Source organism: Gammaproteobacteria bacterium (assembly GCA_016716465.1).
In the GTDB taxonomy this organism is placed as follows: Bacteria; Pseudomonadota; Gammaproteobacteria; order SZUA-140; family SZUA-140; genus JADJWH01.
The window spans coordinates 215,885-238,215 of record JADJWH010000001.1; the positions used below are offsets into that span (position 1 = coordinate 215,885).

General features: G+C 64.1%; 24 protein-coding genes and 1 pseudogene. 15 read left to right on the plus strand and 10 right to left on the minus strand.

The annotated features are described in order from the left end of the window. Positions 1–16 precede the first annotated feature (16 nt). Positions 17–208: a DUF2892 domain-containing protein gene (locus tag IPM20_01085; protein ID MBK9130227.1), complete on the plus strand. Its 192-nt coding sequence runs from the start codon at positions 17–19 to the stop codon at positions 206–208. Here the strand turns inward: IPM20_01085 and IPM20_01090 are convergent. Then, entirely contained in the window at positions 163–429 is a 267-nt protein-coding gene (locus IPM20_01090; GenBank protein ID MBK9130228.1) for a hypothetical protein, read from the minus strand. The genes IPM20_01085 and IPM20_01090 overlap by 46 nt on opposite strands. A 281-nt stretch (positions 430–710) precedes the next feature. Here IPM20_01090 and IPM20_01095 point away from each other — a divergent pair, with 281 nt between their 5' ends. Then, positions 711–1,037, plus strand: a complete 327-nt coding sequence (locus IPM20_01095; GenBank protein ID MBK9130229.1) for a hypothetical protein — start codon at positions 711–713, stop codon at positions 1,035–1,037. A gap of 84 nt (positions 1,038–1,121) precedes the next feature. Here IPM20_01095 and IPM20_01100 read toward each other — a convergent pair. Beyond that, positions 1,122–2,091, minus strand: a pseudogene (locus tag IPM20_01100) (2Fe-2S iron-sulfur cluster binding domain-containing protein). 82 nt (positions 2,092–2,173) lie between these two features. Further along, positions 2,174–2,548 carry a group 1 truncated hemoglobin gene (locus tag IPM20_01105; protein MBK9130230.1) on the minus strand — a complete coding sequence of 125 codons (375 nt, stop codon included), beginning with the start codon at positions 2,546–2,548 and terminating at the stop codon, positions 2,174–2,176. 212 nt (positions 2,549–2,760) lie between these two features. Between IPM20_01105 and IPM20_01110 the strand changes: the two genes are divergently transcribed. Together IPM20_01110 and IPM20_01115 are read left to right on the plus strand one after the other, a co-directional pair. Beyond that, positions 2,761–3,363 carry a glutathione S-transferase N-terminal domain-containing protein gene (locus tag IPM20_01110; protein MBK9130231.1) on the plus strand — a complete coding sequence of 201 codons (603 nt, stop codon included), beginning with the start codon at positions 2,761–2,763 and terminating at the stop codon, positions 3,361–3,363. A gap of 33 nt (positions 3,364–3,396) precedes the next feature. Further along, on the plus strand, positions 3,397–4,137 hold the full coding sequence (locus IPM20_01115; protein ID MBK9130232.1) for a GNAT family N-acetyltransferase: 741 nt from the start codon (positions 3,397–3,399) through the stop codon (positions 4,135–4,137). A 26-nt stretch (positions 4,138–4,163) separates the two neighbouring features. On the opposite strand, the gene IPM20_01120 is transcribed toward IPM20_01115, so the two are convergent. Then, a complete protein-coding gene (locus tag IPM20_01120; protein MBK9130233.1) occupies positions 4,164–4,667 on the minus strand; it encodes an ATPase in 504 nt (167 codons plus the stop codon). Between the two features lie 222 nt (positions 4,668–4,889). Here IPM20_01120 and IPM20_01125 point away from each other — a divergent pair, with 222 nt between their 5' ends. From IPM20_01125 to IPM20_01150, 6 genes are all read left to right on the plus strand, one after another. Then, complete coding sequence (locus IPM20_01125) at positions 4,890–5,804, plus strand: patatin-like phospholipase family protein (protein MBK9130234.1); 915 nt, start codon at positions 4,890–4,892, stop codon at positions 5,802–5,804. A 1-nt stretch (position 5,805) separates the two neighbouring features. Then, positions 5,806–6,201, plus strand: coding sequence for a hypothetical protein (locus IPM20_01130; GenBank protein ID MBK9130235.1), 396 nt, complete (start codon positions 5,806–5,808; stop codon positions 6,199–6,201). 39 nt (positions 6,202–6,240) lie between these two features. Next, the gene (locus IPM20_01135; GenBank protein ID MBK9130236.1) at positions 6,241–6,429 is read left to right on the plus strand and encodes a hypothetical protein; all 189 of its coding nucleotides are present in this window, start codon (positions 6,241–6,243) and stop codon (positions 6,427–6,429) included. Positions 6,430–6,483: 54 nt separating this feature from the next. After that, positions 6,484–6,858, plus strand: coding sequence for a DUF1992 domain-containing protein (locus IPM20_01140; protein ID MBK9130237.1), 375 nt, complete (start codon positions 6,484–6,486; stop codon positions 6,856–6,858). 151 nt (positions 6,859–7,009) lie between these two features. Beyond that, complete coding sequence (locus IPM20_01145; GenBank protein MBK9130238.1) at positions 7,010–9,244, plus strand: YgiQ family radical SAM protein; 2,235 nt, start codon at positions 7,010–7,012, stop codon at positions 9,242–9,244. After that, a complete protein-coding gene (locus tag IPM20_01150) occupies positions 9,237–9,665 on the plus strand; it encodes an HIT domain-containing protein (protein ID MBK9130239.1) in 429 nt (142 codons plus the stop codon). The genes IPM20_01145 and IPM20_01150 overlap by 8 nt, the downstream gene beginning before the upstream one ends. A 1,497-nt stretch (positions 9,666–11,162) precedes the next feature. Here IPM20_01150 and IPM20_01155 read toward each other — a convergent pair. The 3 genes from IPM20_01155 to IPM20_01165 all read right to left on the minus strand — a co-directional run bounded on the left by IPM20_01155 (position 11,163) and on the right by IPM20_01165 (position 12,839). Beyond that, positions 11,163–11,645, minus strand: coding sequence for a cyclic nucleotide-binding domain-containing protein (locus IPM20_01155; protein MBK9130240.1), 483 nt, complete (start codon positions 11,643–11,645; stop codon positions 11,163–11,165). Between the two features lie 131 nt (positions 11,646–11,776). Further along, positions 11,777–12,271 carry a Slp family lipoprotein gene (locus IPM20_01160; protein MBK9130241.1) on the minus strand — a complete coding sequence of 165 codons (495 nt, stop codon included), beginning with the start codon at positions 12,269–12,271 and terminating at the stop codon, positions 11,777–11,779. A 16-nt stretch (positions 12,272–12,287) separates the two neighbouring features. Further along, positions 12,288–12,839: a Slp family lipoprotein gene (locus IPM20_01165; protein MBK9130242.1), complete on the minus strand. Its 552-nt coding sequence runs from the start codon at positions 12,837–12,839 to the stop codon at positions 12,288–12,290. Between the two features lie 169 nt (positions 12,840–13,008). Between IPM20_01165 and IPM20_01170 the strand changes: the two genes are divergently transcribed. The 3 genes from IPM20_01170 to IPM20_01180 all read left to right on the plus strand — a co-directional run bounded on the left by IPM20_01170 (position 13,009) and on the right by IPM20_01180 (position 15,691). Beyond that, positions 13,009–13,896, plus strand: a complete 888-nt coding sequence (locus IPM20_01170) for an ABC transporter substrate-binding protein (GenBank protein ID MBK9130243.1) — start codon at positions 13,009–13,011, stop codon at positions 13,894–13,896. A 14-nt stretch (positions 13,897–13,910) separates the two neighbouring features. Continuing rightward, complete coding sequence (locus IPM20_01175) at positions 13,911–14,456, plus strand: SprT-like domain-containing protein (GenBank protein ID MBK9130244.1); 546 nt, start codon at positions 13,911–13,913, stop codon at positions 14,454–14,456. A gap of 494 nt (positions 14,457–14,950) precedes the next feature. Continuing rightward, a complete protein-coding gene (locus tag IPM20_01180) occupies positions 14,951–15,691 on the plus strand; it encodes a transposase (protein ID MBK9130245.1) in 741 nt (246 codons plus the stop codon). On the opposite strand, the gene IPM20_01185 is transcribed toward IPM20_01180, so the two are convergent. The 3 genes from IPM20_01185 to IPM20_01195 all read right to left on the minus strand — a co-directional run bounded on the left by IPM20_01185 (position 15,649) and on the right by IPM20_01195 (position 19,377). Next, positions 15,649–17,544: an ATP-binding cassette domain-containing protein gene (locus IPM20_01185; GenBank protein ID MBK9130246.1), complete on the minus strand. Its 1,896-nt coding sequence runs from the start codon at positions 17,542–17,544 to the stop codon at positions 15,649–15,651. The two genes, IPM20_01180 and IPM20_01185, sit on opposite strands and share 43 nt — an antisense overlap. 43 nt (positions 17,545–17,587) lie before the next feature. Beyond that, positions 17,588–17,776: a DUF1289 domain-containing protein gene (locus IPM20_01190; protein MBK9130247.1), complete on the minus strand. Its 189-nt coding sequence runs from the start codon at positions 17,774–17,776 to the stop codon at positions 17,588–17,590. 89 nt (positions 17,777–17,865) lie between these two features. Continuing rightward, on the minus strand, positions 17,866–19,377 hold the full coding sequence (locus IPM20_01195; GenBank protein MBK9130248.1) for an NAD(P)H-dependent oxidoreductase: 1,512 nt from the start codon (positions 19,375–19,377) through the stop codon (positions 17,866–17,868). A 397-nt stretch (positions 19,378–19,774) separates the two neighbouring features. Between IPM20_01195 and IPM20_01200 the strand changes: the two genes are divergently transcribed. Both IPM20_01200 and pstC read left to right on the plus strand, forming a co-directional pair. Continuing rightward, positions 19,775–20,824, plus strand: a complete 1,050-nt coding sequence (locus IPM20_01200) for a PstS family phosphate ABC transporter substrate-binding protein (protein ID MBK9130249.1) — start codon at positions 19,775–19,777, stop codon at positions 20,822–20,824. A 90-nt stretch (positions 20,825–20,914) separates the two neighbouring features. Further along, complete coding sequence (pstC, locus tag IPM20_01205) at positions 20,915–22,297, plus strand: phosphate ABC transporter permease subunit PstC (GenBank protein MBK9130250.1); 1,383 nt, start codon at positions 20,915–20,917, stop codon at positions 22,295–22,297. Positions 22,298–22,331: the final 34 nt, after the last annotated feature.

Genomic DNA, 22,331 nt, shown 5'->3' on the forward strand with positions numbered 1-22,331 from the left:
CAAGGAGGAAACAGTCATGACCAAGAACGTGGGTGGAATCGACCGGGCCGTGCGCCTGATCGCCGGTCTCGCTATTGCAGGTGCCGGTCTGGTGTACCAGAGCTGGTGGGGAGCGATTGGAGCGGTGCTGATCGCCACCGCGATCTTGGGCTGGTGTCCTCCCTATTCGATGCTCGGGATCAACACCTGCAAGAAACCGAGCGCCTGATCCGCCGCGCCGTTCCCGATCCCCGGCCCGCGGAGCACATCCCCGGGCCGGGAACCGGTGATCAGCGCGCGCGGCGCCGCGCCCAGAGACGCCGGCACCGCCGCGGACTCTTCCTCGTTCAGCTCCGTCATCCCGAATTGCCGCAGCCGTTTCTGCAGGATCGCCACCCACTGCGTCGGTACCAGCGCGGCGGGTGTCGGCAGTGCTGTCTTTCCATACAAGTCCCGCAGGCAGGCAGCCGTTTATGTCGAGGATAAATTCATATAAAACATGGCAATGCGACAAATTGTTGCGGTAGGCTGCGGGCGTGGCGGCGAGTCGCCCGCGCACCCGAGGAGTGTATGGGAGGACGCTGCGGAAGGGTGATGTTCCGTGGCGCGGGCCGATGCCCCCGATTGAAGCGCGTTTGCGCCTGCGTATAATAGGCGCGCGCTGTCCAGGTACATTTGGGCAGTGGTTCTTATCTCGGGTATTTCCCAGCATTTCCAATCAAGGAGTACATATGAAACGGATGGCTGTCGCAGCGGCGACCGCTGTGGTTGTCATTGGTCTTTTGTCGGGGTGTGGTGCAAAGGAACGCGAACAGTTGCGTAACCAGGTGGCAACCCTGGAACAGCAGCTCTCTCAGGCCAACAGCACTCTCGCGGCGCGGGAGAGCGAGGTGGCGCAGTTGCAGTCGCAGGTGCAGTCGATTCAGGCCGAGCGTGACGAGGCCGCGAGTCAGGTGGAACGGTTGAAGGGTGAACTTAATTCCGCCAAGAGTGAGTTGACGAAGCTGAAGGCCAAGGCAAAGACCGCCGTTAAGCCCGCCACGAAGAAGTCCAAGTAAGGGCGTGGCATTGTAGGGCAGTAGCGCGGCCGGATCCGGGGATGCCCGGGTCCGGCCGTTTTTTTCGGTGATTTCCTCGCGCCCTCAACGGGCGACGAGGAGGAACGGGTCGGCGTGGATGTCCGTCAGCGCGGCGCCCGCGAGATAGCTCTTCATCTTTGTCTGCTTCACCATCTCGGGATGACCGCACAGGAAGATCCGCCAGCCCTTCAGTTCCGGATGCCGGGTCAGGGCGGCTTCGTGCGCGAACTGCGGCGGCAGGCCTCTTCCCCGGGCGTTGCGTCAGGACAGGGCACATAGTTGAAATTGTCGTGTGCGCGCTCGAGCGCGCGCAGTTCCTCGCCCAGGTACAGACCGTCCGGGTCCTGGCTGCCGTGATACAGCCAGATCGTGCCGCGATGTCCATGATAGAGGGCGTCACGCAGGACGCCGTACAGCGGCGCCAGCCCGCTTCCCGTACCGATCAGCAGCAGGGGCTGGTCGGGATTTCCCGCCTGGTAGTAACACTCGCCGCGTGGCGTGCTGAGCACGATGTCGTCGCCGGCCTGGAGTTCGTCATGGATCCAGCTGCTCATGCGACCCTGGTCGACGCGCGCCACGTGCAATTCGATGAAATCGTCGGTGTGGGGAAGGCTGGCGATGGAGTAGGAGCGCGTCAGGCCGTCGCCGCGCGACAGATTGAGGAACTGGCCGGCGCGGTACTCGATGGCATCGCCGGGTTCGAGCCTGACCTGGGCGATCCTGCGCGAGAGTTTCGCTACCGAGATGACGCGCGCGGGCACGCGGATGAGCTCCGGACCGCTCAGCGTCGCCGCGAAATCCTGTTCGGGCCTGCAGACGCAGGCGAGGAAATAGCCCTGTTGTCTGAGCCTGTCCTTTAGGCCCGTTTTGCGCCGCGGCGGGCGGGGCGTCTGACAGCGCGCATCAGGCAGGACTGGCACACGCCGCTCTTGCAGGAGTGCGGCACGGCCACGCCGTGCCGCAACAGACAGTCGAGGACGGTTTCTTCGGGATTGCGTTGATAGGTTTGCTGTTCGAAGATCAGAGTCGGCATCGGTGCGGTGACTATAGTTTGTCCAAGAAAAACAGCGACGCCCGCCTACCTGTCCCTGGCAGGCGGCGTTTGCGCGGATCGGTCAGTGACCGCGGCCGAGCACATCATCGCGCACGCTGTTGGCGAGCGCGGCCACCTGGGCAATCAATTCATCCTTGACGCCGAGTTCCTTCAGCGTGGAGCCCAGGTTCTCGATGACCGCATCGACATGGCTGTCGTTCAGGCCCATCTTGATCAGGTGCTTGTGGCCCTCGTACATGTCCTTGCCGGTGTACTTGTTGGGACCGCCGAAGACCATGGTCAGGAAGGCCTTCTGCTTGCCGGCCTGCCGGTCCATGTCGACGCCTTCGAAAAAGCGGCTGACGCGATCGTCGGACAGCATCTTGCGATAGAAGATGTCCACCGCCGCATTGACCGCCGGTTCTCCGCCGAGTTGATCGTAGAGTGATTGAGCCATTTTTTTCTCCTCCCTTGGGTATGTCGGTTGTTGTGAAACAGAAATGGCCGCAGGATTTCCGTGCCGGCCTTAAAAATGTATATTGGATACATTTATAAGCGGGCGCGGGCGTGGAGTCAACAAATAATTTCTATATTTCAATGAGTTATACCCTAGCAAATCGCTCGGGTATAGTGCTTCTATGAGGCCAGGATGAGGAGGGTATCGCAATCATGAAACTGTACGGCACGCTGACATCACCCTATGTGCGCAAGGTGCGCGCCTTCCTGAACGAGAAGGGCATCGCGCATGAATTCGTCATCGAGGCCCCCACGGATGCCGCCGGCAACGTGCCGCGGCTGAATCCGCTCGGCAAGGTGCCGGTACTGTTGCGCGACGACGGCGAGGCCTTGTTCGACTCGCCGGTGATCATCGACTACCTGGACGGACTGCGGGGCGCGCCGCTGATACCGCCGATCGGCGAGGAACGTTTCCGCGCGCAACGGTGGCACGCGCTCGGGCAGGGTGTTCTGGATGCGGTGGTAACGCGACTGATGGAGACGCGGCGGACGCCGGAACTGCAGGATCCGGCCGTGCTCGTGAAGCAGGAAGGCAAGGTCGCGGGCGCGCTGAGGTTTGCCGAGGCGCACGTCACCGACGGCACGCCGCTGGTTGGCGCGCGCTTCAGTATCGCCGATATCGCGCTTGCCGTAGCGCTCGAGTACATCGACATGCGTTACGCGCACGACTGGCGCCGGCAGTATCCTGCTCTCGCGCGCTGGCTTGGCGCCATGACCGATCGCCCTTGTCTGAAGGAGACGCGCGCGCCAACATAGAGAACCCGCCGTAGCGGTTCAGGGGAGGAGAGAATGGGCAGGGATCCGCTGTATCTGCGCGTCTGCGAACTGCTGCGCGAGGAATGTCGCCTTTTCGCCGCGTCTTCGCCTGACGGCCGCCTGCTGAATCTGCCCGGGATTGTCGCAGCCATCGTTCCCGCCACGCCGGATCGTTCCGCCTTCAACTGGGTGGCCCCCGAGTATCCCGACGCCCTGGCTACCCATTATCAGGAACTGGAGCACGCCTATGCGGCGGCGGGTGTGCGGGCATGGACCGTCTGGCTGGACGAGAACGAGGCCGGCGCAGCCGGGTTCCTCGCCGCGCGGGGACATCGGATCGACTCGAGACCTGTCGCGATGGCGGCCTATCTGAACGACCTGGATCTCGCGGAGGCCGGCGATCTCGATTGGTCGGAGACGAGCGATCCCGGCGTGATCGGCCGGATCAACGATCGCGCCTTTGGTTTTCCGCCGCCGGCATTCGAGGCGGTGCTGAACAGATGGCCATCGGGCGACTGGCGGGGATATGTCGCGCGACTGGCCGGAGAACCGGTTGGCGCAGTACTTGCCCACGCGATAGCGGGCGGCGATTGCGGGGTGTCCGGGGTGGCCACGGTGCCGGAGGCGCGCGGACGCGGGGCGGTGGGTACCTCGCTGCTGCAGGCCAGTCCGCTCGGCACGGCCGTGTATGCCGGGCTTGGTTATCGCGCGCTGGGAACCCTGCACATGTGGGAGCGGCGCACGCCTCCGGCCGGCACCGGCGCGGAGGCGTGACGCCCGGGCGGAACCGCCGGTTCGCCTCAGCGCCGCCAGTGAATGCGCAGTAATCCGTCTTTTTCGGATGCGCGGATATCGAGCGAGCCCTGGTAGGCGTGGTGCACCGCATCGCCCGCGCCGCGCGTGATGTGCTGGCTGGTGAAGGTGATGACGTGGCGGCCGCCGTCGTCGCGCGCCTCCATGATGCGCTCGAGCGGATGCTCGGCCTTTTCCTTCGTCTCGATGTGGCGGATCAGGTGCGTGATCTCGTCGCGGTGGGCGGCGAAGAACTCACCCTCCAGCACCAGCTCGCCCGCCGGCACGCGGTCATGGATGCGCTGGCAGGCCGGGCAGCGATGCGCGTGCGCCTTGCCGGGCGCCTCGCCCCATTGCCAGCGTCCCTTGTGGAACACCGCGCCGCAGTCCGGGCAGGCCGCCGGTTCCGGCGGTTTGCCGCGCGCGACATAGGGATCCTGCACGTGCTCCTCGTACATCCGGTCGCGCCGGGGCTGATGGGCGGGATCGTTGTGCTTGTGGGGTCCGGTCATGAATGTTTTCCTCGCAATGGGTTTTAGTATGCGCGTAGCGTAGCAAAACACCGGTAGTTGACGGAATTGGAAGGATATTACGCCCCGGGACGTCGGCGGGTCCAGTCGCCCGGGCGGCGGCTGACTTGGGCGGGGCGCGCCTCCGGCGGTTCACGTCCTCGCGCTGGCTTGCGCCATGTCCCCATCCAGACCATGATGATCCGTCGGAGGACGGAAGGACGCATGCAGACGGGCAAGACGGTTTCACTGGTGCTGGGCGGCGGCGGGGCGCGCGGCCTCGCCCATATCGGCGTGATCGAGTGGCTGACGGAAAACGGCTTCGAGATCCGCTCTATCGCGGGTTCGTCGATGGGCGCGCTGGTCGGCGGCATCTACGCCGCCGGCAAGCTCGACGCCTACAGGCACTGGGTGACGGCGCTCGACAAGGGCGACGTGCTCCGCCTGCTCGATCCGAACCTGGGATTCTCGGGCCTGTTCAAGGGCGCGCGCATCATCGACACCCTGCGCGAGCTGCTCGGGGAGCGCGACATCGAGGACCTGCCGATCTCGTTTACCGCGGTCGCCACCGACGTGGAGGAACAGAAGGAGGTGTGGCTGAGCCGTGGACCCCTGTTCGACGCCATCCGCGCCTCCATCGCCGTGCCGCTGGTGTTCACGCCCCACCGGGTCAACGGACGCCGCCTGCTCGACGGCAGCCTGGTCAATCCGCTGCCGATCGCCCCGACCCTGCGCGATGCGACCGACCTCACCATCGCGGTGAATCTGAGCGGACCGCCGGAGAACGCCACGCCGGCGCCCGCGGCCGCGGCCGCGGAGCCCGCGACGGGCGCGGGCGACAGCTATCGCGCGCGCATCCAGGCCTTCATCGACGAACTGCAGGAGCGGTTCCTGCCGGAGGAGGGCGAGCCGGACTGGAGTTATTTCGACATCATCACCCTGTCGATGGAGACCATGCAGAACACCATCACTCGCCTCAAGCTCGCGGCCTACACGCCGGATGTCATTGTTACCATCCCGCGCGATTCGGCGCGCCTGTTCGAATTCTACCGCGCGCGGGAACTGATCGCGCTGGGGCGGGAGAAGGCGGCGGAGGGGCTCGGGAGTTCTTCCGGCCGGAAGAGAAGACGGCATGAATAAGATGGGCGTGCCGGTGTTGGCAGTCTTGCTGGCATCGCCCGCCGCCCTGGCGTCGGATTTTTCACCACTGATGTGGTTGCTCCTCGTTCCCTACGTGATCGCCGCCCTGGCGGTCTGGGCGGTGACCTGGTTCACGACGGCGAAGATCCGGGCGGCATGGATCCGCATCCCCGTCCGCGTGTTCGGAATCTCCCTGGTGTTCACGCCCACGTACACCGCCGGCGGCAACGGCCAGATGCTGTCGGTGGCGCTGTACGACATCATTTTTTCAGGTTTCGGGGCCGATCCGGCCTATGCCAGGCAGGCGCTGGTCAATGCGACGATCGCGTCAGTGATCATCACCGTCTCCGCGCTGCTGTACCAGCGTGGATTCCGCGGACAGCAACGACAAAAGTAAGGCTGGACCCATGTCCGGTATGCAGCGCGTGAGGGTCGCATGACGATGAGTCATGCCGGCTATATCCTGTATATCTGCATGGTGATAGCGCTCTATGGGTCTCCACTGATCGCACTCGCACTGTTCCGTGGCTGGAGAAGGAAAAGATTCCTGAAGACCCTGGTCGCGATAATCGTATTGATCCCCGTCGCGGCTACGGTCGCCTACCTGTTTGTCCGTTATGCGTGAGTTTGCCTGTCCTTCGAGGCATTCGCGGCGGCGATCCGATCAGAGGCGCGTCTCATGTGGCTGATCGACAAAATCGCCGAGGCGCGCATCGCGGAGGCGGTGGAACGGGGTGAATTCGCTAACCTGCCCGGTGCCGGCCGGCCGCTCGATCTCGATGATGATACCTTGGTGCCGGAGGAACTGCGCGCCGGCTATCGCCTGCTCAGGAATGCCGGCTATCTGCCGCCCGAGCTGCAGCTGCGGCGCGAGATCCATGACGTGCGCGCGCTGCTGCGCATGGCCCAGGAGCCGCAGGAGTCAGGTCGCCTGGCGCGCCGGCTCAATCATCTGCTCGCCTGCCTTGCCGCCGCCCGCGGCGGTGATACCGATCTGCGGGTGGAATCCGGCTACTATCAGCAGATGCTGCGGCATATGGACGAGCGGCGCTGAACGGGGCGGATATATAGCCCCCGCGGAATGATCGCATCCTTCCTTTGTGGATAATCAAAATGCGCGGCGATTCACCGCGGATTCTCGGGTATAATGGCCGCTCACCCTGAGTCCGCGTTCCGGGCGGCGGCGTCATCCCCGGGCAGCCATGATGCAGACCGCACGTCCGCTTTCCTCCTATCGCAAGTACTGGGCCGCGCGCTTCGGCGTCGCGCCGATGTTGCCGATGTCGCGCGCCGAGATGGAGGCGCTCGGCTGGGACTCCTGCGATGTGATCCTGGTCACCGGCGACGCCTATGTCGATCACCCCAGCTTCGGCATGGCGGTGATCGGGCGCGCGCTGGAGGCGCAGGGTTTCCGCGTCGGCATCATCGCGCAACCGGACTGGCACAGCGCCGAGGCCTTCGCCGCGCTGGGGCGACCGAACCTGTTCTTCGGTGTCACCGGCGGCAACATGGATTCGATGGTCAACCGCTATACCTCGGACCGGCGCATCCGCAGCAACGACGCCTACACGCCCGGCGGCGCGGCGGGGAAGCGGCCGGACCGCGCGGTCATCGTCTACGCGCAGCGTTGCCGCGAGGCCTTCAACGACGTGCCGATCCTCATCGGCGGCATCGAGGCCAGCCTGCGCCGCATCGCCCACTATGACTACTGGTCGGACCAGGTGCGCCGCTCGGTGCTGCTCGACGCCAAGGCCGACCTGCTGGTGTACGGCAACGCCGAGCGCCAGGTGGTCGAGATCGCTCACCGCCTCGCCGCGCGCGAGCCGGTGTCCGCGCTGACCGATATCCGCGGCACCGCCTTCGTGCGCAAGGAAGCGCCGGCCGGCTGGTACGAACTCGATTCCTCCCATCTCGACACGCCGGGCGCGGTAGAGGCGCATCCCGATCCCTACGCGATGAAGGCCCCGGCCGGTTCCGGAGGTTCCGCCTGCGCCGAACAGACGACGACCGCGGACGGCGCCAAGATCGTGCGCTTCGAGCGCCAGATCCCGCGCGCCGACCGTGCGCGCACCGTGATTCGCCTGCCGGATTTCGAGGCGGTGAAGGACGATGCCGTGCTGTACGCGCATGCCTCGCGCGTGATGCACCTGGAGACCAACCCGGGCAACGCGCGCGCGCTGATCCAGCGCCACGGCGCGCGCGAGGTGTGGATCAACCCGCCGCCGATCCCGCTGAGCATGCCGGAACTGGACAGCGTGTTCGACCTGCCCTATGCGCGCCGGCCGCACCCGGCCTACGGCGCGGAGAACATCCCGGCCTGGGAGATGATCCGCTTCTCGGTCAACATCATGCGCGGCTGTTTCGGCGGCTGCACCTTCTGCTCCATCACCGAGCATGAGGGCCGCATCATCCAGAACCGCTCCGAGGGTTCGATCCTGCGCGAGATCGAGGCCATCCGCGACTCCGTACCCGGTTTCACCGGGGTGATCTCGGATCTCGGCGGCCCGACCGCGAACATGTACCGCATCGCCTGCAAGGATCCTGAAATCGAGTCGGCATGCCGGCGACCGTCGTGCGTGTATCCGGACATCTGTTCCAATCTGAATACCGACCACTCGGCGCTGATCCAGCTCTATCGCAAGGCGCGCGCGCTGCCTGGCGTCAAAAAGGTGCTGGTCGCCTCCGGTCTGCGCTACGACCTCGCGGTGAAGTCGCCGGCTTATGTGAAGGAGCTCGTGACGCACCATGTGGGCGGCTATCTGAAGATCGCGCCCGAGCACACCGAGCAGGGCCCGCTGTCGAAGATGATGAAGCCGGGCATGGGCGCCTACGACCGATTCAAGGCCCTGTTCGACAAGTATTCGAAGGAGGCGGGCAAGGAGCAGTACCTGATCCCGTACTTCATCGCCGCGCATCCCGGCACCACGGACGAGGACATGCTGCAGCTCGCACTGTGGCTGAAGCACAACGGTTTCCGCGCCGACCAGGTGCAGACCTTCCTGCCGTCGCCGATGGCGACCGCGACCGCGATGTATCACAGCGGCAAGAACCCGCTGCGCAAGGTGACGCGCAAGAGCGAGTCGGTCCCGATACCGCGCGGGCTGAAACAGCGCCGCCTGCACAAGGCCTTCCTGCGCTATCACGATCCCGACAACTGGCCGCTGCTGCGCGAGGCCCTGAAGCGCATGGGCCGGGCCGATCTGATCGGCAACGGCAAGCGCCATCTCGTGCCGGCCTGGCAGCCGGCCGGCACCGGTGAGGGCGGGGAAGGGCGGCGCACGCCGGCGACCGCGAAAAAGGGGACGTTTCTGACCCAGCACACCGGCCTGCCGCCGCAGCCGCGCGCAGCGCGGGGGCGGCGCGGTTCGTCAACGCGTGCGACGCGAACCGAGGCCGGGACGGGCGGGCGCCGCAACCGCGGACGCACCGGACGTGGCTGAACTGCATCCGCAATTGCAGGCCGACTCGGTCGAGATCGGCCGCTTCCCCTTGTGCCGCCTGCTGTTGAGCAAGGATGCGAATTACCCGTGGTGCATCCTGGTGCCGGATCGTGCGGAAATCACCGAGATCTGCCAGCTCGCGGCCGAGGACCAGATGCAGCTGATGCGGGAATCGGTGGCGCTGTCGAAGGCGCTGATGCAGGTCTTTCGACCCGACAAACTCAACATCGCCGCGCTCGGTAACGTGGTGCCGCAGCTCCACGTCCACCATATCGTGCGCTACCGCCACGATCCCGCCTGGCCGGCGCCGGTGTGGGGCCGGATACCCGCGGCGGAGTATCGGGCCGGCAGGCTCGATGAAGTCGCAGCGAAATTGCGCTCTGTGCTCGGCACGGAGTCCGGGTTCACGCCGGAGGAATAGTTCCTCGGAAAAATGAAGGGACAAATTTCACAAACTGTCCCCAGGTCTGTAGTAAACACAACGTTGGTGCAGGTCTTGCGATCTTTGCTTGCTTGGGTAGTGTACCTATGAATTTATGACGCGCCCAAGGAGAGATTCGAACTTCCGACCGCCTGGTTCGTAGGGCCGACAACTAAATAATAATATTCAGAAAGTTAACTGCCCCCCATCGCTTCACGCTCGCCAGAGCACGCCAACGTCCGCTGAGTCTTTGTTGGACGATGCGTACTATCAGTAAAGCTGCTACGTTATAAAGAATAACTTTCTATCTCTATTGACCATTACTCGTCTAAAGAAAGGAGAGAGTCTTGATTGGGGCCCTCTTTGGTGTCGCGGTGGGTGTACTTACGATAGTCTTTGCCGTGATGATACGCGGACAACGTTGGCTGTACTCGTTAGGCCTACTCACTCTCCCAAGCTTGTATGCATTCTTTGCTCTACGCGTCGGTGATCCGGCGGTGGGATTCACAGAAATGATCTATGGTGTTCCGTTTATCGTAGTTGGGTTAGTCTTCGCATTGATAAGCGTCCGTTATTCGGCAATAGTGGTCGGCGCATGCTGGAAATTTCACGGGCTGTATGACTTGACGCATAGTCAATTTTTAACAAACATTGGCGTTCCTGGTTGGTATCCCGTTTTCTGTTTCTCGGTTGATGTTGTTATCGGCGCATATCTATTATGGCTGTCGCGTAGAATCCCCAATGCAAATCTTCGCCAAGCATAAGCGCCCTTTTACCATACTCAGCAATCGGCTGGAGTATTCAGGTTCTTGAAGACGACACAAGACTGGGGGAAAAAGTTACGTTTGTAGGTATTGGCAGTATCGGGTAGTGTCACCTTTGACTTAGTGGCGCGCTTTGGAGGATGAATCTGGGCACTGGGAGTTGCAGTTGCAACTTACATGACGACTCCATTCGGCCACCACCCGCTATCTGTTTAACGCTCGATTCCGTTATGGGCTAGTACCTAACGACTGTTTTGCGACACATCTTGGTGGTAGACCTCCTTCACAAGGAAGAAAACACAGATGGCCTGGTGGGCAGTAGCATGGACTATCGGGCACAACCTCGCAGGCTGGATTAGATTCGCAGGCCTTCAACGTACGATTGAATTCATCATATGTTGTAGTCAGAATCATTGGGCACGCTTCACTCGCCCCAGTTTTGTTTTCACCTGTTAGGATTTGCAAAAAAGATTGCGAACAGCCCGCCACAAAAAATGAACATAACGCGAGGATGACTGGAATTGCTACATTCATCGAGATTATTAGAATCAAGTGCCCAGATCCATCCTCTCAGATGCTTACAAGTCTTGTAAATAATCAAATAGTTATAGATGTGGCGCGCCCTGAAGGATTCGAACCGCCGACCGCTTGGTTCGTGGTGTGGCTGTTTTGAATATGACGCCGGATTCAGAATCCGGGGACGGATTGTGAAATCCGTCCCCTCTTGCAGCGGTCAGTAGCGACCGCGGACCTTGGAGACGTAGTTGACGAGTTCCTGGCTTTCCTGGTTCATGCGCATCAGGTTGGCGTGGGTGATGCGGAACAGCGCGCGCATGACGCCGTAGACGATGTGCGGGTGCTTGTCGAGCAGGGATTCGAAGGCATCGGGCTTCATGCTGTAGACGATGGCGGGGCCGACCGCGCGCAGGGTGGCCTTGCGCGGCGTACGATCAACGAAGGCGCGGGTGCCGGCGACCTCGCCGACCTTCATGGTGTAGACCACGATCTCCTGCCCCAGCACGTTGCCCGTCACGGCGAGCCGGCCGTCGATCAGGATGAACAGGGTGTTGTCCGCCTGGCCTTCGGCGACGAGGCGCTCGCCGTCCTGCAGCTGGCGGGCCTGCATGATCCCGGCCAGGATCTGGCACTCCTGATCGCTGAGATCCTCTCCGACCGCCGAGGCGCGGAGTCGCTTGGCATCAACCTTTTCGCTCATATGGATCGTTTCCCCTCAAAGACAGAGTCAGGTAGTGGGGATTTTAATCCATGTGGGACGGCAATACTAATGATGTCCTCGGGGACAGATTTATAAATCTGTCCCCATTAAGGCCGTCCCCATTAAAGGCCTCAGCGGCCGAAGACGGCGCCGATGCCGATATGGAACTGCGGATCGTTGCGCTGGCTGTCCTTCGGCCACAGGCGCAGGCCGTCGGGACGGATGACGGGATAGACGTAGCTCGCGTCGCCGATCTGCCCCTCGCGGGTCCCGGTCAGGGAGCCGCCGACGGTCAACAGGCGCCCGGGGGCGTAATCCAGGGTTTCCAGATAGCGCTCGTCGGTCACGAGGAAGCGCCCGCCCGGCGTGCGGTCGGTGTCGGGCTGCTGGGAGGAATCGAGCGGATAGGCCAGCACCTCGATCTGGGTACCGTTCTGGGTGTTCACGCTGTTGACGATCACACCGCCCCAGAGGAAGGCCGCGTCGGTGTAGAACTCCGGGTTCTCGGTGACCTCGGCCGGATTCGTCTTGGCATCGTAGCGGGCCGTGTCGAAGCGCTGGGTGGTGGCGCAGGCCGCCAGTCCGAGCAGCGTGGCCGCCAGCATGGGCAGGGTCAGGGGATGCATGCGGTATTTTCTCCTGTTATTTCGCCGGAGGATGGTGATAGTAACGCGGGGGATAGTAATACGGGTACCACCGGTACCAGGGATCATAGTACCAGTAGGGGGGATAATCCCGCGGATCGTGTTCCAGGCGCTGTGGCCACAACAGGTAATCGTTCACCCGCACGCGCGGGAAGGTGTAATCGTAGTCGCCGATCTTGCGCGTGATTTCGTCCTCGATCACGCCCGAGACGGTGATCTCGCGCCCCTCGGCGTAGAGCGCCGGGTCGAGAAAGCCATCGATGACGGCGATGAAGCGGCCGGCGCTGCGGTCGGTCAGGCGCGGCTGGCCGGAGCGGTCGAGCTCGCGCGCGACGATCTCGACCCAGGTCTCGCTCGCCTGATTGTCCAGCGTCGCGATCGTGCCGCCCCAGCGCACATGCGTGCCGATGAAGCGCTGGGTGTCCGAGCGCACCTCGGCGACCATGGGATTGCCGGGCGGCTCCTCCTTGATGGCCTTCGGGACGTTGGTGGCGCATCCCGCGAGCAGGATCGCGCACAGCAGGCCGGCGAATGTCGATGCGTGTTTCATGATTTCTGAGACCTCCCGGCCGGGGCAAAGTTGCGCGGCATCGCGGGCCTGCCGTCCATTATAAGGAAAGATGCCGGTTGCGAGGATCCCGCCGCGCGGGTCCGGTTTGCAGGCCGGGGCGGGGCTGTCATAATCCGACGGATCAAGAGTTTGGAGCAGGGTTTCCGACGTGACGCGCATCCATCTGATGGCCCTCAGGCATTCCGCCTTCTATAGCCCGTTCCTGCTGACGATGGCGGGCGGGCACCTGCGCGCGGAGGGGCTGGAGCCGACGTATGCCCCGGCGACCCCCGGGCGGACCGTCGCGGAGGCCCTTGCCGACGGCGGCTGTCAGGTGGCGCAGTCGGCGGTGGCGACCAGCTTTGCCGCACTCGAGCGCGGCGAGCGCGTCGATGTCGTGCACTTCGCGCAGATCAACGAACGCGACGGATTCTTCCTCGCCGCGCGCCGTCCCGAGCCGGACTTCACCTGGGAGCGCCTGCGTCACCGCACGGTGCTGGTGGACCACTTCTTCCAGCCGCTCGCGATGCTCCGCTACGGACTGCGGCGGATGGGTGTCGACTTCGGTGCGCTGGAGGTCATCGACGCGGGCGATGTGGATTCGATCGAGCGCGCGTTCCGGAACGGCAGCGGGGACTATGTCCACCTGCAGGGGCCGGTGCCGCAGCAGCTCGAACACGAGGGCGTCGCCAGCGTGGTCGCCGCGGTCGGCGACGCCGTGGGTCCGGTCGCCTTCAGCAGCCTGTGCGCGAACCGCGCCTGGCTCGGCACCGACATGGCGCGCGCCTTCATGCGCGCCTACCGCCGCGCGCGCGAACAGGCCATCGCGGCGCCGGCCGGCGAGATCGCCGCGCTGCTGCGCGCGGCGGGCTTCTTTCCCGCCATCGATCCGGCCGTACTCGCGAGTACGGTGGCGGCCTATCAGCGTCTGGGCTGCTGGACCCCCGATCCGGCGATCTCGCCCGAATCCTATGAACGCCTGCTCGATGTGTTTCTCTACAGCGGATTGATCTCGCGGCGGCATCCGTATGAAGCCGCGGTGGTGGCGCTGCCGTGAACCGGGACAGCGCAATGTCGCACACCGCGCCGGATGCGGTCGTGCCGATCGACGCGGTGCGACGTGCGCTTGTCGTGGAAGCGACTGATAGGTGGATCGCGCGTGCCGGCGCGTACTACGGAGATCGCTTCGAGTCGGTGCCGGTGCTGTTCGATCTGAAGGGACGCGCCTCAGGCATGTACCGCGTCCAGCGGGGCATACGCGTCATCCGCTACAACCCCTGGCTGTTTGCGCGCTATCCGGAGGACAGCCTGGCGGTGACCGTGCCGCACGAAGTCGCGCACTACATCGTCGATTGCCTGTACGGCCTGCACCGCGTGCGCCCGCACGGACCCGAATGGCGTGCGGTGATGAACGCCTTCGGCGTGAACACCAGCGCCACGACGCGATACGACCTGGATGGCATCCCCATGCGCAGGCAACGCCGTTACACCTACCGCTGCGACTGTCTGGTTCATCAGTTGTCGACGCGACGCCACAATCTGATCCTGCGCGGCGTGGCCAGCTATCATTGCCGCCGTTGCGGCGGCCACCTCAGCCGGTTCAGCGACGCGGGATGACGGATCTCTGCTATCGATCGCTGGTGGCGGGTCGAGTGCGCGGGAAAATAGAGGGCGAAAAAAAGACGGGCAAGCACGGCTTGCCCGGAATGGCTACATCATGCCTTGAAGAAGACCCGAACCGTGTGGAGCGGAGGGTGAATCCACGGCACATCGGATATCGCCAAGCGAGAGGGGGGATAGAGACATCCTTCACGGCTCGGGTCGCAACGGATTCTGCGCGCGGCCCGGGCCGATGTAAATGCGGCATATTGTCGCAGAGGCCGCCGATCTCGCCCCATAGTTGGGGCCATATTTGGCATATTTGGGGTCAGAGTAAAAACTTTTGATATTTGGGGTCAGAGTAAAAACTTTCTCCAGTCTAGGTGTCATTCGACCCGGCGGTAGAGTAGTTTTTACTCTGACCCCAAATATCAAGGGTCGTATACAACTTTTAGCATCCCGCAGGAGTTCCGGTTAGACTGATCGAAATCAGCCATTATCAAGGATGAGCAATGGCCAGACTAACGCGGATTTGCCTGCCCGGGTTACCGTTGCACATCATTCAGCGCGGTAATAATCGTCAGAGATGCTTTGCTTCAGAAGCTGATTACGCTGCCTACGCCCACTGGCTTGAGGAATACTCGCGGAAATGCGTGGTAGCTATCCACGCCTGGGTATTCATGACTAATCACGTTCATCTGCTGGTCACGCCCGGAACCGAACACGGCGTATCTGATCTGATGCAGATGCTTGGTCGGCGTTATGTCAGATACTTTAACCACGTCAATCTAAGGACAGGCACTCTCTGGGAAGGGCGATTCAAATCGTGCGTTGTGGACGCGGACGAGTACTTGCTGATTTGCCAGCGGTATATCGAGTCAAATCCGGTGCGGGCTGGCATGGTCTCGGCGCCGGAGGACTATGCATGGTCGAGTTACCGCGCGCATGGCTTCGGTTGCCCGACACGACTCTGGTCTCCGCATCAACTCTACCAAGATCTTGGGAAAACGCCGCGCGAACGTATGGCGGCATATCGGGCGATGTTTGCTGGACACCTCGGTGATGACAGGCTTCATGACATCCGTCAGGCGACCAATCAGGGGATGGTCCTGGGCACCAATCGATTCAAGAAAACGGTTGAAGATCTGGCAGGGCGACGCGTCAGCTTGTTGAAACGGGGACCCAGGCGCCGGGATAGTGAACGGAGTTTTTACTCTGACCCCAATTTGTCGAGCGCTTCCCAGCGGTCGTAGGCCGACTGCAGCTCGCTGCCCAATTCGGCAAGACGCGCGAGCGCGGCGGTGATGGCGGGCTTGTCCTGCTGATAGAACTCGGGGCGGCCGGCGTCGCCTTCCAGTTTCCGCTGCTCGGCCTCCAGCGCCTCGATGCGCCGGGGCAGGGATTCGAGCTCGCGTTTTTCCGCAAAGCCGAGTTTGCGCCGCACGGGTTGCGCCGGCCTGGGTGCGGGCGCCGGCGCGGCGGCCGGTTTGGCCTCCGCGCGCGGTTCTGGCGGCGGGCGGCGCTGGCGCAGCCAGTCGTCGTAGCCGCCGACGTATTCGCTGACGCGGCCGTCGCCCTCGAAGATGATCGTGCTGGTGACGAGATTGTCGAGGAAGCTGCGGTCGTGGCTGACGATCAGCAGGGTGCCGTCGTAATCGGACAGCAGATCTTCCAGCAATTCGAGCGTGTCGACGTCGAGGTCGTTGGTCGGCTCGTCCAGCACCAGCATGTTGGCGGGACGCGTGAACAGACGCGCGAGCAGCAGGCGGTTGCGTTCGCCGCCGGACAGGATGCGCACCGGCGAATCGATGCGCTCGGGCGGGAACAGGAAGTCCCTCAGATAGCCGACCACATGGCGCGGGCGGCCACGCACCTCGACGAAATCGCTGCCCGCGCTGATGTTCTCGCGCACGGTCTTGTCCGGGTCGAGCAGCTCCCGCTGCTGGTCGAAATAGGCGATCTGCAGCCGGTTGCCCTGGATCACCTCGCCGCTGTCGGGTTGCAGTTCGCCCAGGATCAGCTTCAGCAGGGTGCTCTTGCCGCTGCCGTTCGGGCCCATGATGCCGATGCGGTCGCCGCGCACGATGCTGGTGGAGAAATCGCGGATGATGCAGCGCCCGGCGTAGCTGAAGCCGACGTGGCGCAGGTCGACCACGCGGCGGCCGGACGATTCACCGGTGTCCACCGCCAGGCTGGCCTTGCCGACGACCTCGATCCGGCGCGCGCGGTCGCGGCGCATCTGTTCCAGCAGGCGCACGCGGCCCTCGTTGCGCGTGCGCCGGGCCTTGATGCCCTGGCGGATCCACACCTCGTGCTCGGCGAGCTTCTTGTCGAAGCGGGCGTTGGCCTGTTCCTCGGCCGCGAGCATCTCGTCCTTGCGGCGAAGATAGTTGGCGTAATCGCCCGGAAACGAGCTGAGCTGGCCGCGGTCGAGTTCGATGATGCGGGTGGCGAGGCGGCGCAGGAAGCTGCGGTCGTGGGTGATGAAGACCAGTCCGCCGTTGAAGGACAGCAGGTAATCCTCCAGCCAGCCGATCGCGGCGATGTCCATGTGGTTGGTCGGTTCATCGAGCAGCAGCAGGTCGGGCGCGCTGACCAGCGCCTGCGCCAGCATCACGCGGCGGCGCACCCCGCCGGAGCAGGCGCTGACCGCCTGGTCCGGCGGCAGATCGAGGCGGCTCAGCACGGTCTCGATCTGCCGGGCGATATTCCAGCCGTCGCGCGCCTCGATGCGCTGCTGCAGCGCGGCCAGGCCGGAGAGCGCGCCCGGCGCGGCGGTGTCGAGCTGTCGCGTCGCGCGATGGTAGTCGGCGAGCAGGCGGCCGAGCTCGCCCAGGCCCGCGCCGACGGTGTCATAGATGCTCGCGTCGATGTCGAGCGGGACTTCCTGCTCCAGATGCGAGACGCGCAGGGTGTCGCGCCGCCAGATCTCGCCATCGTCCGGCTGGGCCTGGCCGCTGAGCACGCGGAACAGGGTGGACTTTCCCGTCCCGTTGCGGCCGATCAGGCACACCCGCTCGCCGGCGGCGATCTCGAGGTTGACGTGATCGAGCAGGGGATGATGGCCGTAGGCGAGCGAGACTCCCCGGAGCGTGACGAGTTTCATGGGTGATGCGCCGCCCGCGCGCCGGGCGGCGTGCGGGGAGGGGTTACGCCTGCTTGTCGCCGCCCGCGGGGGCGTTCTTTCCGGCCGCCAGGCGTTCGACGATTTTCAGGCGCTCCTCATCGGAGAGCTTGTACCAGGTATTGGATTCCTTCTCCGTCATCCCGCACGCGGTGCAGATGCCATCCTCCATGATGCACACACTGATGCAGGGTGATTTGACTGCGCTTGCCATGGGATCTCACCTTGGTTGTGTTGTCGGGCAGGGTTCGAAATCGAGCCCGCGCATTATCGCATATTTCCCGCGCCGGGTGGGTCGCCCGCTCACAGCGCATGCGCGAACGGTACCGCGACGAACCACAGGATGTAACTCAGTGCGGCGGCCATCAGGCCGTTGATGCGCGTTGGGCCGCGGTACCCGCGCCGGTAGCGCCACAGCAGGACGATCAACAGCGCGGCGTGGGGCAGCACGCCCCATCCGATCCCGGAATAGAGGTCGCCGCCCACGCCCAGCCAGCGCCACCCCAGGGCGAAGATCGCCGCGCCGGCGGTCGCCGCCATGGCGAAGGCGAGCGCGCGCCCGACCCCGAGTTCGGCCGCCAGGGTGCGTTTCCCGGCCGCGGCATCGGCCTCCAGGTCCGGGATCGCCGACAGCGTGATCGCCGGCAGTATGGACCAGAACAGCGGCAGGCTGAGCATCCACGGCAGCGGGTCCGCGGCGTGTCCGCCCAGCAGCAGCCAGCCGCACACCACCGCGAGGAAGCTGTGCGTGAGCGCGACCACCACTTCGCCCAGGCCGCGCCAGCAGAAGCGGAACGGCGGGGACGTGTAGCCCAGGCAGAGGATCAGGCCGCTGGCGCACAGGGCGCCCAGCGTCAGCGCCGGCACCTTGCCCAGGGTGTACAACAGCGCGCCGCTGGCGGCGAAGCCGGCGAGCGCGAGCGCCAGGCCGCGGCGCAGCTCGGCGAACCCAAGCGTTCCGTCGACGAGCACGCGGGAGCCGCCGTTGAACGGACTGAAGTTGCGATTGCGGCGGTCGCTGTCGAAGTCGACGTATTCATTGATCAGCACGGCGGCGAATTCGAGCAGGAACACGGCGAGATATCCCAGCCAGTAGACCGGTTGTCCGAACACGCTGCCGCCGTGCGCCGCGCTCGCGCCCAGGGTATAGGCCAGCCAGGTCATGGGATAGAACTGCAGACGCATTGCCCGAATCCAGCCCAGGGTCTTCGCGCGCGCACGCTCGCCGCGGTCCGGGACGCCGTGCGTGAGCCGGCGCCCGGCGGCGCGCGCGAGCTCGATCCAGTGTCCCCGCTGCGGGACCGTGGAGTTGAACACGGTGCCGAAGCGCAACACCCGCACCGGCGTGATGCCGCAGAACTGCAGGGTGGCGCGCTTGAGCGCATTGGTGCCCGGCTGACCGTAGATGAAGCGGTAGACCCAGCCCGGCGTATCCATGGTCGTGATGATCTGGGCCGAGCGGCCCGTCAGCAACCTGTCCCAGGTGCCGTCGTCGTACAGGTGGAAGGCGAAACCGGGGGTGAAGATGCGATCGATGAAGCCCTTGAGCAGGGCCGGCATCATGCCCCACCAGTTCGGAAAGATGAACACCAGGTGGTCCGCCCACACGACCAGGGCGCGGGCCTGCGCCAGGTCGGGTTCGTCGGTCTGCGCGTCCCCGGGGCGGGTGGGGTAGTTGGTGTCGAACGCCAGGTCGCCGAGGCGCAGGATCCGGACGTCCTGGCCGGACTGGCGCGCGCCGCCCGCATAGGCCTCAGCCAGCGCGCCGCACAAGCTGGCATGATTGGGGTGACCGAGAATGACCAGGACCTTCATGCCGTCTCCGCGCGAGGTCAGGCGATTCCATCCGGCCTGTCCGTGAGCCGGGGGACGAGGCGGTGCTGGAAAAATATTTCCAGATTCTGCACGAGCTTAGCCGGTATTTCAAATCCCGCGTGTGCGCCAGGGGTGTCGCGGGATCCGGGACGGAAACGGCGAATTGTGACGTAAGTGTGACAGCGGCGGGGAGGACGCGGCCCGCAGGAAGCGCGTGCACTACGGTTGTAATTAAACTGTCATACGCGTGCTTTATAAAGGGCCCTGTTCGTTAACAACGCCGCCCGGGCAGGGCGTGGTTGGAGGAGCGGCCGGCGAGGCGAGAGAAGCCTGACCCGCCGTGCCGGTCCGGGTGATCAACCTGGTCAAATGCATACCCTAATTAGAGGAAGATGAAATGGTGAGAAAATCGATTGCAATGGCGACAGTCACCGCGGCCCTGCTGGCCGGCGCCGCGTCCGTACAGGCCGCCGCGCGTGACTATATCAGCATCGTCGGTTCCTCCACGGTCTATCCCTTCTCGACCGTGGTGGCGGAACAGTACGGCAAAGCGACCAAGTTCAAGACCCCCAAGATCGAATCCACTGGCACGGGCGGCGGCATGAAGCTGTTCTGCGCCGGCGTCGGCGTCGAGCATCCGGATATCACCAACGCCTCGCGCGCGATCAAGAAGAGCGAGTACGACACCTGCCAGCAGAACGGCGTGAAGGACATCGTTGAGATCAAGATCGGCTATGACGGCATCGCCATCGCGAACTCCAAGAAGGCGACTCAGCTGCAGCTGTCGCTGCGCGACATCTTCCTGGCGCTGGCCAAGGAGGTCCCGGATCCGAAGGGCGGTGACCGCGTGGTGCCGAATCCCTACAAGACCTGGAAGGATGTCAACCCGGCCCTGCCCGCCAATAAGATCGAAGTCCTGGGCCCGCCCCCGACCTCGGGGACGCGCGATGCCTTCGCCGAGCTGGCGCTGGAAGGCGGCTGCTCCACCTTCGGCTGGATCAAGGATCTCAAGAAAAAGGACGAGGACCAGTTCAAGCGCATCTGCATGACTGTGCGCGAGGACGGGGCGTATATCGAGGCCGGCGAGAACGACAACCTGATCGTGCAGAAGCTGGAGAGTAATCCCAACGCCGTGGGCGTCTTCGGATACAGCTTCCTGGATCAGAACCGGGATTATGTCCAGGGCTCGATCGTGGACGGCGTCGCCGCCGAATATGAAGCGATCGCTGAAGGGAAATACCCGATTTCACGGCCTCTGTTCTTCTACGTGAAGAAGGCCCATATCGGGGTGATTCCGGGCATCGCGGAATTCCTCAAGGAGTTCAGCAGCGAGAAGGCCTGGGGCCCCGAGGGTTACCTGTCCGACCGCGGCCTGATCTCCATGCCGGACGCCGAGCGTGCCAAGTACCGCGATGCGGCGGTGAAATTGATCCCGATGTCGATGTAAGATGCATACTTCGGCGGCTGGCATGGGCCAGCCGCCGAATTTCTGTCACACGCCGTTTAAGAAGACAAACGACACAGAACGGTCTAGGCCATGCAAACCTCCATGCTGATCATGGTCCTGCTGATCCTCAGCTCGATCGCCTTTTACGTGGGGCGGCGGCGCGCCCTCGCGGTCGCCCAGGGCCGGATCCGCAAACTGCATTCCCTGCCGTCCTATTACGGGTATTACGTCGCCCTGTGGTGCGGGCTTCCCGCCCTGCTGGTGGCGGGCATCTGGTTCTCCGCCGAGGATGCGTTTATTACCCGCGCGCTGGTCGACAGCCTCCCGCAGGAGGTGCGCAGCCTCGACGAGGGGCACATCAATCTCGTCCTGAACGACATCCGTAACCTGGCCCATGGCAACGTCACCTCGCGCGAGGCCGACGCGGCCATGCTGGCGGCGGCCGACCACTACCGCGAACTGCGCGCCACCAGCCACGCCGCGCTTACCGTCGTTGCGCTCGCGCTGGTCATCGTCGCCGGTTCGTTCAGCCTGGCGCGCATCCGGCCGGAGCACCGCGCCCGCAACGCCGTCGAACGCATCGTCATGGCCTTGCTCATCGCCTGTTCGAGCGTCGCGATCCTCACCACGGTCGGTATCGTGCTGTCGGTGTTGTTCGAGTCGCTGCGTTTCTTCCAGTCGGTTTCCATCTTCGAATTCCTGTTCAGCCCGCACTGGAGCCCGCAGACCGCGCTCCGCGCCGACCAGGTCGGTTCATCCGGGGCGTTCGGCGCCGTGCCGCTGTTCACCGGCACGCTGCTGATCTCGTTCATCGCCATGGCGGTGGCGGTGCCGATCGGGCTGCTTTCCGCGATCTACCTTTCGGAATACGCCGGCCGCCGGCTGCGCGCCAATGTGAAACCCCTGCTCGAGATACTGGCCGGCGTACCGACCGTCGTGTACGGGTTCTTCGCCGCCCTGGTCGTGGCCCCGATGATCCGCGACGCGGGCCTGAGCCTGGGCCTGGACGTGGCCTCGGAAAGCGCGCTCGCGGCCGGTCTGGTCATGGGCATCATGATCATCCCGTTCGTTTCCTCCCTGTCCGACGATGTCATCAACGCGGTGCCGCAGTCGCTGCGCGATGGCGCCTACGGCCTGGGCGCGACCCGGTCGGAGACGGTGCGCAAGGTGATCCTGCCGGCGGCGCTGCCCGGCATCGTCGGCGGCATCCTGCTGGCGGTGTCACGGGCCATCGGCGAGACCATGATCGTGGTCATGGCCGCCGGTCTGTCGGCGAACCTGACCGCCAATCCCCTGGAGTCCGTCACCACGGTGACGGTGCAGATCGTGACCCTGCTTACCGGGGACCAGGAGTTCGACAGCGCCAAAACCCTGGCCGCCTTCGCGCTTGGACTGGTGCTGTTCGTAGCGACCCTGCTGCTCAACATCTTCGCCCTGCATATCGTGCGCAAATACCGGGAGCAATATGAATAGCCAGAAACCGCGGCGGGACGGCGCCGGGACCGAC